The following is a 13,267-nucleotide window of genomic DNA, read 5'->3' on the forward strand; positions in this document are numbered from 1 at the left end:
TTATTATTTTGTCAACAGCCTGACAATTTTCCTAAATCTAAAAAGACTTAGAATGTAATAAATTTTTTTTCTCAAGGGCAAAGATAATAGATAATTCTTACCAAACCTCTTATAATTCAATATATCTTTAATTTTTAAGCCTTTGGCTTTTACAAAATCGTCCAATCCCTGTGACATTCTGTAAAAAACGTCATCCTCTTTTACAAAAGCCAAATAAGCCAGAAAAGTGTAAACACCTTCCAAGATCTGAAAATCTTTCAAGGCCTTTTTTTGCTGAGAAAAACGGCTTTGATTAAAAAATTCGCTTACTGTTTCTACTGCTTTTAATATATCCAAGCCTTTCTTCGTATGACTTTTGCTGATAGAATCCTGTCTTTCCAAATATTGATAATGGTAAATAGGAGTGAATGCTAAAATATGACAATCGAGTAAAAGTTGCGGAATCAATTCGATATCTTCGAAATGAATTCCTCTCTTGAATCTTTTATTTTGAAATAGTCCTTTCTTGAAAATCTTGTTACAAGCAAAATATGAAATATCAGAAAAGACTGAAAGATTATTTTCCAAAATGATTTTCTCCGGAAAGTTTGGAAGTTGTGTCAGTTTCTGAGTAATGTAACCATTTTCATCCACTTTCTGGAGGTTACAGATCGTCATTTCAGCTTGATGTCTTTCCGCAAGATTGTACATCTCTTCGAACATCGTTTCAGAAACATAATCATCGCTGTCTACAAAGCCGAGATATTGTCCTTTTGCTCTATCAATTCCGAAATTCCGAGCATCACTCAGACCTCCGTTTTCTTTGACGAAACCAAAAATTTTATTTGGATATTTTCGTTGAAATTTTTCTATGATTTGCTGAGAATTGTCTTTACTTCCATCATTCACAACAAGAATTTCTATTTCCTGCAAAGTTTGATTGACTAATGAGAACAGGCATTTTTCCAGATATAACTCAACGTTATAAACAGGAACAATGATCGAAACTTTGATTTTTAATTTTCCGGACATTACCAATATGTCGCTCCTTCGGAGCTCTTCTTTATGCGAACACTATTTTCCTACAAACATTTCACTCCTGCGGAGTTTTAATTTCTTGTAAATCTTGGACTTAGAAAACCACGTTTTGCTTCGTCAAAATCAGCACGGGAACAAGGGATGCAATTGTCAATATCTTCATCTTCCCCAAAATACCAAAGATTGCTGAACACTTCTCTTTTAAAAGCATATTGCTCATCATTGATCAAGACATAAAAAGTCTCATAAGATTTTTCTTTCGGATGTGATTTTTGAATATTGATTCCTTCTATCAGATACCAGATCATCTGTGCCAAAAGCTGGTGATTAAGCTGAGAATCAGAATAGATATTATAATTGAAAATCCCGACAGACTTTAGCCTCTCGCTCAGCCCGATTTCTTTCATATAAGCGCAAATTTCTCTTCTGTTGAGTCCATTCACTTGTGGATTCATAGAAAAAGCTTCGGCAAAACTTTCAATGGCATCGCAATTGATCGTTACCAGATCGGCTTTTCGAAAATAAGGTTCCGTTTTTTCTGTAGAATTCATCATTTCTGCCAATCGGATAATATCAAACTGAACTTCCTTGATGAGTTTTACAGAATCCATCTCGTTCAAATGTTTCTGATAACCAAGATGATGATAATTTTTTATGGAGAAATTTTTGGACCCCAATATTTTACTCAGGAAATTGGATTCGTGAATCTCCTCGTCTTGTTTCAAGGAAACAACATTGCTGATCTGTGTATAATTGATGTCTTTCTGATGAAAATCGAGCGCGGAAAAAAGTGAGAAAGCAAAATCATTGCTTCCACCAACGATTACAGGAATCGCTCCTTTGTAATGACAGGCCGACAAAACTTCCTGCAAAATATAATGAGAATCTTGTGGTGTTCTTCCTGAGACCAGATCTCCCAGATCTACAATCGGAATCTCAAAATCTAGTTGAGACAGCTTATAAAACTCTCTTCTGATCCCTGTAAAATCCTGGCTCTCTGCATCTCCGTCTGCGCCTCTGTAATCTGAAACGAAAAGCAGAACAATGCTATCTTCTTTGATTTCATTGATGATCTTGTCTCCGATTTGCCATTTCTCTGTTCGGATCTTTTTTGGTGCAATGATAAAGTCTTCAAATTCCATAGTTCTAATCTACAATTTTTACAATAACATCTTTTGGTGTTTCCTTAGAAAACTGAATCAGTTGATTTCTAAGTCTAAGTGTATTTTCTTTCTGCACAGAATAAAAAGAAACCGTAGCTCCTCCGGACATATAATTGTTTTGAATGGTGAGCGTTCCGACTTTTGAAAAATAATCCGGCATTTTTACCCATTCATCAAAAACCAAAGCTACATCGAACATCTCATTTTTTGCAGTTTCAGCAACATAATTCTGGAGATTTTTATTATCCAAGAATTTCCCGTGGTCGTTCTTCCTTAATTTTGCCACTTCGATACTTCCCAAACCGTAAGTGTCCAAAAGATGAATGTTATTAAAGTAAGTGATCGCACCAATATCATTGGCAACCACTCTGGAGTTTCTGTAATATTGATGAATGAAATTTGCCAACTGTATCTGTTGGTCAAAGATATTTTTAGATGCAATCGGCTGTTTTTCCAACATTGTTCCAAACCTGATATAAAGTGTAATGAGTAAAAGAAAAACTGTTCCGAATTTTAGAATTTTGTTAGCCGAGTTTTTCCTAAAAACGTCATCAATAAAAGGAATAATTGTAAATAAAATAACTACAACCAGATAGGATTCATATCTGATCAGCCAACCAAAGTTTGCAAATAACAGATGGACTACAAATCCACAGAACACCACAAAAGGGACAGCATTTTTTGGAAGCTTGAGAGTTTGAGAGTTTGAGGGTTTTGGAGTTTTTACGTTTCTGAAAATCTGAATCAATAATATTAAAATCAATACCAGAACTGAAATTCCACGATAGGCATTTCCTGCAACTCTGGTAAAGAATCCTACAATTCCGTCATTGGTATTTCCTTTTAGGATCAACGAATTTGGAAGGAAAAATGAACCATGCTCAACGGAAATCCAACCATATGCCAATACTGGCGTGATTGCAAATAATCCTAAGGCGATACTTATGACATAATCTCTTTTAACAAAGAAAAGGTAAACACAGATGAAGAAAATAAAAAACAAACTCTCATATCTGAAACCTACGGCAATGATAGAAAACAAAGCGAGATTCGAGAAATTTCTCGGGGCTTTATCTTCAAGATATTTTTGAAATCCGAGTAAAACCAAAATCATCGCCAAGCTATGAAAAACATGTTCCATTCCTGTCATAATCATCAGATGCAAAGGCATTAATAGAACCACTGATGATAATATAATGATGTAAGTTAACCGGGAAAATTGTTTTAAATATCGATGAAAAACCAAAATTAAACCAATCCCGGCAATACTATTGGCGACCAATGGAATATATTCCCAATTACCAAAAACCTTAATTAAAATTGCCAATAAAAATGTAAAAAGCGGAGAAGATGTTGTAGATGAAAATTCGTATTGCGTAATCCCCCAAGTTTGAAATTCAGCAAAATTCTTCGCCATAGAAAGGTGAATATAAGCATCGTCCAGCGGATAAATATATCGTCCTGCAAAATCTGCAACAACCTGAATATTGAAAAAGATCAATAATCCAAGAACTAGAAATATTATTAAAAGTATTATATTTTTTCTCATCATTTTAACATTAGTTGCCCCAAAGGAAATTCGTATATCTTTCTGGTGTAAAGCGGCCCGCATTACCCTGAAACTGGGCAAACACAAAATAATAGAACACCATAAAACAAACAAAGAACAGATGCCATAATCGCTTCATATTCAATTTCAAGGATCCAATGATATTGGGTATTATTATACAGGCAAAGCCAATATAAACCCCCACCAATCTTGTAGAGAATACCGGATTGTCCCTAAATATGAAGTACAGACATATTCCTAATACTACAATATTTCGCATATATTCATAATACAGGATTTTCTTACAGGCCAACCTATCATAAGCTATCAATAAAAAAGAATTCAAGATCATGGTCCCATCCATAAAGCTGGATGCCTTATCCTCATAACCGATATATCCATTGTAACCATTGGAAACATCTTGTAGATTGAGACTACCCAAGAATGAGGAAAACAAGTTATACACCTGGAATGGTGACAATATTACACTGATCATTATTGCATAAAAAATCCTACTGGAGTTCATAGGTATCAGTACAAGCCAGTATGCCGGCAAGAATATAATTGCAGATTTGTGAAAGCCATATGCAACATATAAACATAATAAGAACCACCATATTTTTCTTTCTTTTATGAATTGGTAAGACAACAAACACATTGTCATACCCAAAGCTTGCCTCATATGCCCGCTGTCTGCTATGAAAAATCCCGGGATAAAGAATAGAAGAACCGTGAATATTGGATAAACAGAGTTCTGATAATACACCCTCATCTTTATACCAATTGTAATGATCGCACTTACCAAGGTAAAAGATTGAAACGGTCCACCGAATGAAAAAACAATTTTGTTTAACATCACATACATCCATTCGACCTCTAAATTGGACTTTCGGAATAAAATCTTATCTATTAATTCGGAATAGTCTATTGTAGGAAAATATATAGAATACATTGTCCTGTAAATTGGGTAATCAGCACCCACATTTCCTCGGAATCCTATCAAAAGAATCATGAAAATAGCTACGATCCAAATCCCGAAAGTATATTTCTTACTATTATAAACCTCCATAAAACTAAAGATTATTAGTAATAAAAAGAGAATAGTAAAAACAGGATGAAGAAAGATCATGAATGTGTTTGCTTATTATTTAATCAACAAAGATAATTTTTATTTCAAGACATTAATATCAGGTAGCCTATAGAAGTTCTTTGAAAAAATCATTACCAATAAAAATTACCTATCATCTGCATCCCAAAAGTCTGGAAAAGACAGAGATAAAAAAGAATTTTGAATTGGCCAGAATCAATGTCCTTCAACAAGATCAGAAAATAAGGCACCAAAAACAGACAAGCCCGTGCTGTTTCACCTGTCCCATAAGCGCCGGTCAGAAGCATTGCCGTGATTGCTATAATCGCTGAGAAAAACAAAATGTTGACCTTTGGGTTTTCAAAAACTTCTGTTCCTGATCTTTTTGAAAAGAAAACAGCTAAAAACCCAAAAGACAGAAACAGAAAGATCTCACCAATATCCTCCAATCTTGTCATGAGATAAACAAATGGTTGATGAAAAAGCCTAAACCCATCAGGATTTTCAGACCGGGACGCTTTCAGAAAAGTATCTAAATGATCATACCCTGTCGTTGTATAGATAATTACAAAAGCCAAAACAAAAACAACCGCTGACATCAAGCTTAGCCAAACAAAATTCCACTTTCCCTTTAATACAAAGTAAAAACTGAAACATCCCAGAAATGCGAACAGAAACAATCCAGAGAATGTGATCAGATTAGTTAAGATCAGCCCCGATGAAATGAGTAGAAATGAGACGGAATCAATTTTATTCTGATGAAAAATCTTTGCAAGTCCTAAAAGAAAGATCAGTGTTGACACCAAAACCAGCGCATCAATCGAAACCAAGAGATAAATGTTAACAGAAGGGATAACCGCAAACAAAAGCATCATCCATTTCCTCCTTGTTTCTTCGAAGCCGAGATAGACTAAAATCCTATAAAACAAAGGAAATGACAAACATCCGATGGCAAAAAACACAATGGCCAACGTCTCGATATTAGAAATATTCAGGATCCAAAAATGGAGAAGGGTTACAAATGGTGGATGCGTTTTCGTATGCATTTGAAATTGCTCCAGATCCTTCGCAAAATCTCTCAGCCAAATCTGTCCGTCGGTAATGTTGATGGCGTCAGCATAATATTGTCGTCCTTTAAAATAAAATGGCCGGAGGAAAGCAATATCAAAATCTCCTTGACTCAGATTCCCTAATAAAACCAAAACAATAGCAATCAAAAAGAGAAAATACACATTCAGCTTTTCGGCATACTTGAAAGCAAAAATCCCCGACACCAAAAACAGAAAAGCAAACATGAATCCGCTCCACAAAAACTGATTAGGATAAATGACAGAGATTGGAAAAAGAATGCCCGTCCCGGTATACCCACCATTATTTTGGTAATAGAAGTTAGCACCGGCAAAAGCTATCCAAATAAAGATCGAAGCAAAAAAAACTACCCAAGGAAAGCTTCTAAGGTTGGTCCATTGTAATTTTTCACCCATTCAAAAAATGTGTTTTTGTTTTTAAAACCCAAAAGTATTAAAATAAATACTGATTGGGCATAAAAAATCCAATAACATCAATTATTAATAAAAAGTCTTCATCCTACAAAATCTCGAAGGCAAATGTGGTAGAAGTTTCAAATTTTCCACCCTGAGTCGCTCCAAACAAAAAGCGGGGCGTTTCTCCGTCTTTATCCAACAGCAACATGGGCCGCTCTAGTCTTCCAAATCGTTTCAGATGTTTTGGCGGATCAGCTTCTGAGACATAGCTTTTCATATCAAGGTAGGCAATTTTAGGCTTTGTCCATTGGATGCCGTCTGTTGAGGTAAGATGCAGACCATACTCATGATTGTAAAATCCCATATCACGAGCAATCATATGGAATTTTCCTTTTTGCTTCCAGACGAAGGCATCTTCCAATTGGGCATTGCCAGGTAAAGATGAAAAATCGATGACCGGGTTCTCGGAAACTTTCTCGTAAGGTCCGGTTGGAGAATCTGCTTTTGCCAATCCATACTTTCGGTTACCTCGGATCGGGCCTTTCTGTGTTTCATATTCCTGCGTGTTCCAGGATTTGTAGAACAGCCAGTATTTCCCATCGTTGCCTTTCACAAAAGCAGGATTGGTGGTACAATGGTCATCCCAGGCACCTTCTTTTCCCGGAAGAAGCAATGGTTTGTCTGGTCGAGTCCAGTCGCCATCGATCGTTTTGGAAGTTGCCAATCCTATTCTTTTAGTATTGGTTTTCCCATTGGAATTGCCCATAAAAAACAACAGATATTCTCCATCTACTTTTTTGATCAATGGATTATGGCAAGTGGTTGCATCCCAATATTCGCCGCCTCTCGGACTTAGAACAATCTGTTTATGTTCGAATTGGTGAAATGGCGAATCCGCCTCTGCACGGCAAATCTCAGACCCGTTGAGCCAACCGCCCATTCCTTTTTCCTTCTTCCAGCGGGAATAGAAAAGATGAACTTTCCCATCCTCTCCCCAAATGGGCGAACTGCACCAGATATAATAACCGTCCAACGAAAATTGCCGACCGATGGGTTTCAGATTAAAATAAGGTTTCTCCGAAAAATCAAATCCTTTGGTAAATGACGAACCAAAAAATACCGCTGCCATTCCCAGAGCAGAGGTTTGGAGAAAATCTTTTCGGTTAAAGTTTTTGGATGGGTTCATATTATATGACTTTCAGCTAAGTTATAGGAATTGGGCATAAGAAGTGTCCTGCGGTTTGATGTTAATTTGAACCAAATCACAATTACATTAAATAAATCAATATTAAAATCACTATCATATATTAAAATTTATTATTTTTAACCCGTTTAACAAATTAAATTCACAAACGATGAGCACAAAAAATCAAATCAGTGTAGAGATCCCAGAAACAGTGATCTCAGATGTCAACAAAAAATTACAGGAGTGCAGATCCCCGCTGCGCAAAGTCTCCTGACTTTGAGCAATCACACAATAAAACAAAGCAAAAAAAAAATGAAAGACGGTTACACAATAAAAGACCAGCATAGACCACATTTTATAACTTGCACGGTGGTAGATTGGGTGGATGTTTTCACAAGAAAGATTTATAGAGATATTGTGATTTCTTCATTGGATTATTGCATCAAAGAGAAAGGATGATTTTGTTCGGCTATGTGATTATGAGTAACCACATTCATCTGATAGTGCAGTCCAAAGATGGAAACTTATCCGAGTTGATCAGAGATTTTAAAAAGTTTACAAGCAAAAATTGTAGAAGCCATACAGACAGAGCCGGAAAGCGGAAAGGCGTGGATGCTTGACTTATTTAAAAAAGCCACAGAAAGCCCCCCATAGCAGAAATAAAAATTACCAGTTTTGGCACTACGGAAATCACGCAGAAGAAATATATACTTTACATTTTATGTGGGACAAACTCAATTACATTCACCTAAATCCCATCAGGGCGGGGATTGTAGAAAAAGCGCAACACTACATCTACTCTTCGGCAAGCAACTACGTGACCGGAAAAGGATTGTTAGAAGTTGAATTGGCGGATAACCCGATAGTTGATGTGACTAAAAGAAATGAATTTTGGAAGTATAATAATTATGAGTAAGATGTACTCAAAGTCAGGAGACTTTGCGCAGCGGGGGACCAATATTAAAAGCACGGATTACAAATCCACTCTATCTAATTTGACAAAAAAGCACAGACCAAAATCTGTGCTTTCTGTTTTATAAAATTTTAATTACTTTTTCTTAGCAGGCGCTTTTTTCGCAGCTGGCTTTTTCGCAGCAGTTGCTTTCTTTGCCGCTGGTTTTTTCTTTTCAGCAAAAGCTTTCGGGTCTTGGGCGGTAATCCACTTTTTCACCTCATCCAGAGAAACATCTTTCAGCTCGTCTGCTTCGTATTTAGAATCGTCTTTCTTTTTCGGGATCTTGTAGATGTTTTTACCGTGTTTTACAATAGGTCCCCATCTCGCATTCTCGATAGAGATCTTTTCTGCTTCCCAATGCTGGATGTATCGGTTGGCTTCTTTCTCCAGCTTCGCATCGATCAATTCATTGATGTCATTTTGAGAAAGATTATCGAAGTTATAACGTTTCGGAACGTTGATGAAAACACTTTTATATTTGATAAAAGGTCCGAATCTTCCTGTTCCTTTAGTTACAGGTTCACCTTTGTAATTGGCAATCGGTGCATCCGCCACTTTCTTTTCATTGATGATCTCCTCTGCACGGTTTTGATCTACAGACAATGGATCTTCCCCTTTCGGAATACTGATATAAGTCTCGCCCCATTTTACATAAGGCCCAAATCTTCCTACACCAACAGAAACAGGCTGACCATCCACTTCTTTCAAATCAAAAGGCAGCTTGAACAATTCCAAAGCCTCCTCTAAAGTAATGGTTGCAATATTCTGATTCGCCATCAGCGATGCAAAAGTTGGTTTCTCCTCATCATCCTGTTCCCCGATCTGGATCATCGCACCGAATCTTCCGATTCTTGCATGAACACGTTTACCCGTTTTGGGATCAACACCTAAGATTCTTTCACCATTCGCACGGTCTGCATTTTCCTCAACATCTTCAATTCTTGGATGGAATTTCGAATAGAAATCCGTCATCATTTCCTTCCACTTCTGGTCGCCGTTGGCAATCTCATCAAAGCTTTCTTCTACTCTCGCCGTGAATCCATAATCCAAAATCTCAGCAAAATTGTTGATCAGGAAATCATTCACAACTTCACCGATATCGGTTGGAACGAATTTATTTTTATCACCACCGAACTTCTCATCAAGAACTTCTTTTTTGACTCCGGTTTTGCTCAAAGTCATTTTTACGATTTCTCTCGTTTGCGGTTCTATTTCTCTTTTATCAACATATTCACGATTCTGGATGGTTTGGATGGTTGGCGCGTAAGTCGATGGACGACCGATTCCCAATTCTTCCAGTTTCTTGACCAACATCGCTTCTGTAAATCTTGCTGCCGGTCTCGTGAATTTTTCTGTAGCTGTAATTTTTTTATAATCTAAAGCTTCGCCAACTGTTACTTTCGGCAATAACTTTTCGTTGTTTTCATCATCGTCATCCTCAGTTTTCACGATGCCGTAAGCTTTTAGGAAACCATCGAAAACAATAACCTCACCTTGCGCTTCAAAATGTTGTGGTAATTTTGCATTCCCGATCTCGATAACCGTTTTTTCGATTTTCGCATTCTCCATTTGCGAAGCCAACGTTCTTCTGTAGATCAATTGATACAATTTGTTCAACTGCACATCCCCGATTGACTTCACAGAGAAATCTGTCGGACGGATCGCTTCGTGCGCTTCCTGAGCAGAAGATGATTTGGTAGTATAATTCCTTGGCTTAGAATAATTCTCGCCATATTCTGAGATGATCTGAGCTTTCGCTCCGTTGATGGCTTCCTGAGAAAGATTCACGGAATCGGTTCTCATATAAGTAATGAATCCCTCTTCGTAAAGTCTTTGAGCCAGACGCATCGTCGTCGTCACACCATAACCCAATCTGGAAGAAGCTTCCTGTTGCAAAGTTGAAGTTGTGAACGGCGCAGACGCTGTACGAGATCCTGGTTTGGTCTCAACATTCAGAACTTTGAAATCTGTTGTTTTGGCTAGATCAAGGAAGTTCTCTGCGTCAGATTCTTTATCAAAATCTTTTTTCAGTTTTGCCAAGATCTCTTGTTGAGCATTATTAAGAAAAATCCCTTCTAATTTGAAACTTGGTTTCGGAACAAATTCGCGAATTTCTTTTTCTCTCTCTACAACTAATCTTACAGCAACAGACTGAACTCGTCCCGCAGAAAGCCCTGTTTTCACTTTTTTCCAAAGAACTGGCGACATCTCAAAACCAACGATCCTGTCCAAAACTCTTCTTGCCTGTTGTGCATTAACCAAATTCTGGTCAATATCTCTCGGATTCTCGATGGCTTTCAGGATTGCATTTTTCGTGATTTCGTGGAAGACGATCCTTTTTCTATTTTCAGGCTTCAGTTTTAACTCATCTGCCAAATGCCAGGCAATCGCTTCTCCCTCGCGGTCTTCATCGGAAGCCAGCCAAACTGTTTCTGCTTTTTTAACAGCGGCTTTTAGCTCCGCCACCAATTTCTTCTTATCAGCAGACACTTCATAGTCCGGCGTGAAATTCGACAAGTCGATTCCCATCCCTTTTTTAGGCAGATCACGGATATGTCCGAAGCTGGACTTGACCTCGAAATCTGACCCTAAATATTTCTGAATTGTTTTCGCTTTTGCCGGAGACTCGACGATGACTAAATTTTTTGGCATCCTAGAAAAATTTTTGCAAAAGTAGGCGTTTTTTATTTTATATAGAATATTTGTGATGATTCAAAAAAACTATTGCACCAAAAGAACTGTATTTTTAAACAAAAAGCCTATATCAATTGATGCAGGCTTGATTGCTAATTATTAAGTGAAATTTATTTTTTTATAATTTTCTGAGAATAAACATTTCCTGCCTTATCATTCGCAACAAGAAGATATGCTCCTGAGCTTAATTGTTTAATAGATATCGAATTATCGACAACTTCTTTTTGTAAAACGATCTTCCCATTCATATCATACAATTTGGCTTCAATCGGCAAAAATCCTTTTTTTGTTTTGAAGTTAACAACATCGTTACTTGGATTAGGATAAACAGCAAATGCCTCTTTACCATCCTGAATGTCAGAAACTCCTAGCGTAGAACCTTCTACAATATTTAATGTTGTATTAGGCGTTACATTCTCAACAGTATCTACTTTTCCGGATGGCCATTTTACTACGACTTTGGCAATCGCAGTAGCTTGTCCAATCCCAAAATGGGTATTAAGTGTGCTCATATTTCCGAAACCTGTACCACTTTGCACATCACGGATCTGTTTTCCCCAAGTTCCATAGATCTCCACTCTTGCTCCGATTCCATTTCTGTTACTTTGAACTCCTTTTAGTGTAACCTTTAGCCATTTGTTACTATTTCCGTTACTTATCAAAATATTCTGCCCGCTTTGGATATCCAAAAACCCATCATTGTTTAGGTCTCCAACTGGTCTACGATAGATATTCAGATTGTAAGGATTGCCGTTGGGAGTAAAATGAAAATTTCCATCACCGAACATAATGGTATTTCCCGCACCCAATATGTCAAGGAAGCCATCGTTATCAAAGTCGTATGTTACATATTCTCTACTAGAGTCAGTGATGTTTTCATATCCAGAACCTGCGGTAACGTCTGTAAATGTTCCATCTCCGTTATTCTTCATGACCTTATTTAGTCCATCAGTATCAGAATTGATCCCGATCATCGTGTCCATCAAACCATCGTTATTGAAGTCGCCCCAAGCTGCGGACCAACTCTGGGAAGGCTCAGCCAAATTAGCCGTGTTAGCCACATTGGTAAAAGTCCCGTTTCCGTTATTTCTGTGCAGCTCATCAATATTTCCTCCAACTCCTGAACCGCCTTCTCCGCATTTTGCGATGAACAAATCCAAATCTCCATCATTATCATAGTCCACCCAAGTAGAAGCATAATTACCTCCCGAAGGAAAATCACCTAAACCACCACGATTATGATTCATATTGGTTCCGTCATTCAGATAATATCTGTTAGGACCATTGTCATCACACACAAAAGCATCCAATTTCCCATCGTTATTGATATCTACAAAATTGGTGCGCTGTGTCAAATAGTTTTGGGTCTTTCTTTCAATCGTATATCCTGTTCCTGTCGCATTTGCTTTCACAAAAGTGACACCAGTTGATGAACCATAGATCAGATCATTGAAGCCATTATTATCATAATCTCCTGCGGCAATGCTCCATTCCGGTTCTACTATGGTACTTGGGATCGTATAAGTAACATCAGTAAATCCTCCGTCCGGTTTTTGATGAGAGATTACAATTTTTGTTTTACTGACCACAGAAACAATATCATCCAGATAATCTCCATTCATGTCAACTATACAATTATTATATGCTGAAGAAGCCCCGTTTACTATTTGGGAAGTGAACGAAAGCCTGTCCGGTACCACTACAGATTCTGATAATTTGAATTGAAATCCTGAGCTGCTCCATTTATTATCAAAGACAATATAATATGTAGTGTTGGCAGAACCTCTGAAATTTACCTGCGCAGAATATCCGGAATAATCATCATTACTGACTAAACAAGCCAATGCTGTACAATCTCCGGAATACACCATTATTCTCGTATCATTTGTTTGTCCAGGAATTACTGTGGACACTGTCACATTCATTTCTTGGGTCGGCGTGTATTTGTACCATGCTCCGGCTGTTCCAATACCGTACTCCAATCCGCATGTAGAAGGAGCTGGCGTTCCGGTAATCCCACTGACCGTATATGTTCCTATACCAGTAAGATTCACCGCATTGTTACAGGATGTTTGTGCTATCACAATAGTTATAGAGCACAAGAAGGTAGATAGTAGTAGTTTTTTCATGTT

General features: G+C 37.4%; 11 protein-coding genes. 3 read left to right on the plus strand and 8 right to left on the minus strand.

Translation table 11 applies throughout. The annotated features are described in order from the left end of the window. Positions 1 to 3 precede the first annotated feature (3 nt). The 6 genes from RTX21_RS09720 to RTX21_RS09745 all read right to left on the minus strand — a co-directional run bounded on the left by RTX21_RS09720 (position 4) and on the right by RTX21_RS09745 (position 7,486). Positions 4 to 1,011, minus strand: a complete 1,008-nt coding sequence (locus tag RTX21_RS09720; RefSeq protein ID WP_312767220.1) for a glycosyltransferase family 2 protein — start codon at positions 1,009 to 1,011, stop codon at positions 4 to 6. 77 nt (positions 1,012 to 1,088) lie between these two features. Beyond that, entirely contained in the window at positions 1,089 to 2,159 is a 1,071-nt protein-coding gene (locus RTX21_RS09725) for a formimidoylglutamase (protein WP_312767222.1), read from the minus strand. A gap of 4 nt (positions 2,160 to 2,163) precedes the next feature. Further along, the gene (locus RTX21_RS09730; protein ID WP_312767224.1) at positions 2,164 to 3,732 is read right to left on the minus strand and encodes an EpsG family protein; all 1,569 of its coding nucleotides are present in this window, start codon (positions 3,730 to 3,732) and stop codon (positions 2,164 to 2,166) included. 7 nt (positions 3,733 to 3,739) lie between these two features. Further along, positions 3,740 to 4,798 carry an EpsG family protein gene (locus tag RTX21_RS09735; RefSeq protein ID WP_312767226.1) on the minus strand — a complete coding sequence of 353 codons (1,059 nt, stop codon included), beginning with the start codon at positions 4,796 to 4,798 and terminating at the stop codon, positions 3,740 to 3,742. 152 nt (positions 4,799 to 4,950) lie between these two features. Beyond that, a complete protein-coding gene (locus tag RTX21_RS09740; protein ID WP_312767227.1) occupies positions 4,951 to 6,300 on the minus strand; it encodes a hypothetical protein in 1,350 nt (449 codons plus the stop codon). Between the two features lie 103 nt (positions 6,301 to 6,403). Then, positions 6,404 to 7,486 (minus strand): glycoside hydrolase family protein, encoded by a 1,083-nt coding sequence (locus tag RTX21_RS09745; protein ID WP_312767228.1) that lies wholly within the window; start codon positions 7,484 to 7,486, stop codon positions 6,404 to 6,406. A gap of 312 nt (positions 7,487 to 7,798) precedes the next feature. On the opposite strand from RTX21_RS09745, the gene RTX21_RS09750 reads away from it, so the two are divergent. The 3 genes from RTX21_RS09750 to RTX21_RS09760 are packed head-to-tail and all read left to right on the plus strand — an operon-like array spanning position 7,799 to position 8,402. Continuing rightward, a complete protein-coding gene (locus RTX21_RS09750) occupies positions 7,799 to 7,945 on the plus strand; it encodes a hypothetical protein (RefSeq protein WP_312767229.1) in 147 nt (48 codons plus the stop codon). Beyond that, entirely contained in the window at positions 7,942 to 8,106 is a 165-nt protein-coding gene (locus RTX21_RS09755) for a transposase (protein ID WP_312767230.1), read from the plus strand. The genes RTX21_RS09750 and RTX21_RS09755 overlap by 4 nt, the downstream gene beginning before the upstream one ends. Next, positions 8,103 to 8,402: a hypothetical protein gene (locus tag RTX21_RS09760; RefSeq protein WP_312767231.1), complete on the plus strand. Its 300-nt coding sequence runs from the start codon at positions 8,103 to 8,105 to the stop codon at positions 8,400 to 8,402. The genes RTX21_RS09755 and RTX21_RS09760 overlap by 4 nt, the downstream gene beginning before the upstream one ends. A gap of 132 nt (positions 8,403 to 8,534) precedes the next feature. On the opposite strand, the gene topA is transcribed toward RTX21_RS09760, so the two are convergent. Next, complete coding sequence (gene topA, locus RTX21_RS09765; protein ID WP_312767232.1) at positions 8,535 to 11,093, minus strand: type I DNA topoisomerase; 2,559 nt, start codon at positions 11,091 to 11,093, stop codon at positions 8,535 to 8,537. Positions 11,094 to 11,245: 152 nt separating this feature from the next. Then, positions 11,246 to 13,264, minus strand: coding sequence for an FG-GAP-like repeat-containing protein (locus tag RTX21_RS09770; RefSeq protein WP_312767233.1), 2,019 nt, complete (start codon positions 13,262 to 13,264; stop codon positions 11,246 to 11,248). Positions 13,265 to 13,267 lie beyond the last annotated feature (3 nt).

The organism is Epilithonimonas sp. (genome assembly GCF_032054305.1).
GTDB lineage: Bacteria > Bacteroidota > Bacteroidia > Flavobacteriales > Weeksellaceae > Epilithonimonas.

What these genes read in the sequence shown, in the direction of transcription:
- RTX21_RS09720 (WP_312767220.1), bottom strand. Translation starts at nt 1,011, where the DNA reads ATGTCCGGAAAATTAAAAATCAAAGTTTCGATCATTGTTCCTGTTTAT.
- RTX21_RS09725 (WP_312767222.1), bottom strand. Translation starts at nt 2,159, where the DNA reads ATGGAATTTGAAGACTTTATCATTGCACCAAAAAAGATCCGAACAGAG.
- RTX21_RS09730 (WP_312767224.1), bottom strand. Translation starts at nt 3,732, where the DNA reads ATGATGAGAAAAAATATAATACTTTTAATAATATTTCTAGTTCTTGGA.
- RTX21_RS09735 (WP_312767226.1), bottom strand. Translation starts at nt 4,798, where the DNA reads ATGGAGGTTTATAATAGTAAGAAATATACTTTCGGGATTTGGATCGTA.
- RTX21_RS09740 (WP_312767227.1), bottom strand. Translation starts at nt 6,300, where the DNA reads ATGGGTGAAAAATTACAATGGACCAACCTTAGAAGCTTTCCTTGGGTA.
- RTX21_RS09745 (WP_312767228.1), bottom strand. Translation starts at nt 7,486, where the DNA reads ATGAACCCATCCAAAAACTTTAACCGAAAAGATTTTCTCCAAACCTCT.
- RTX21_RS09750 (WP_312767229.1), top strand. Translation starts at nt 7,799, where the DNA reads ATGAAAGACGGTTACACAATAAAAGACCAGCATAGACCACATTTTATA.
- RTX21_RS09755 (WP_312767230.1), top strand. Translation starts at nt 7,942, where the DNA reads ATGATTTTGTTCGGCTATGTGATTATGAGTAACCACATTCATCTGATA.
- topA (WP_312767232.1), bottom strand. Translation starts at nt 11,093, where the DNA reads ATGCCAAAAAATTTAGTCATCGTCGAGTCTCCGGCAAAAGCGAAAACA.
- RTX21_RS09770 (WP_312767233.1), bottom strand. Translation starts at nt 13,264, where the DNA reads ATGAAAAAACTACTACTATCTACCTTCTTGTGCTCTATAACTATTGTG.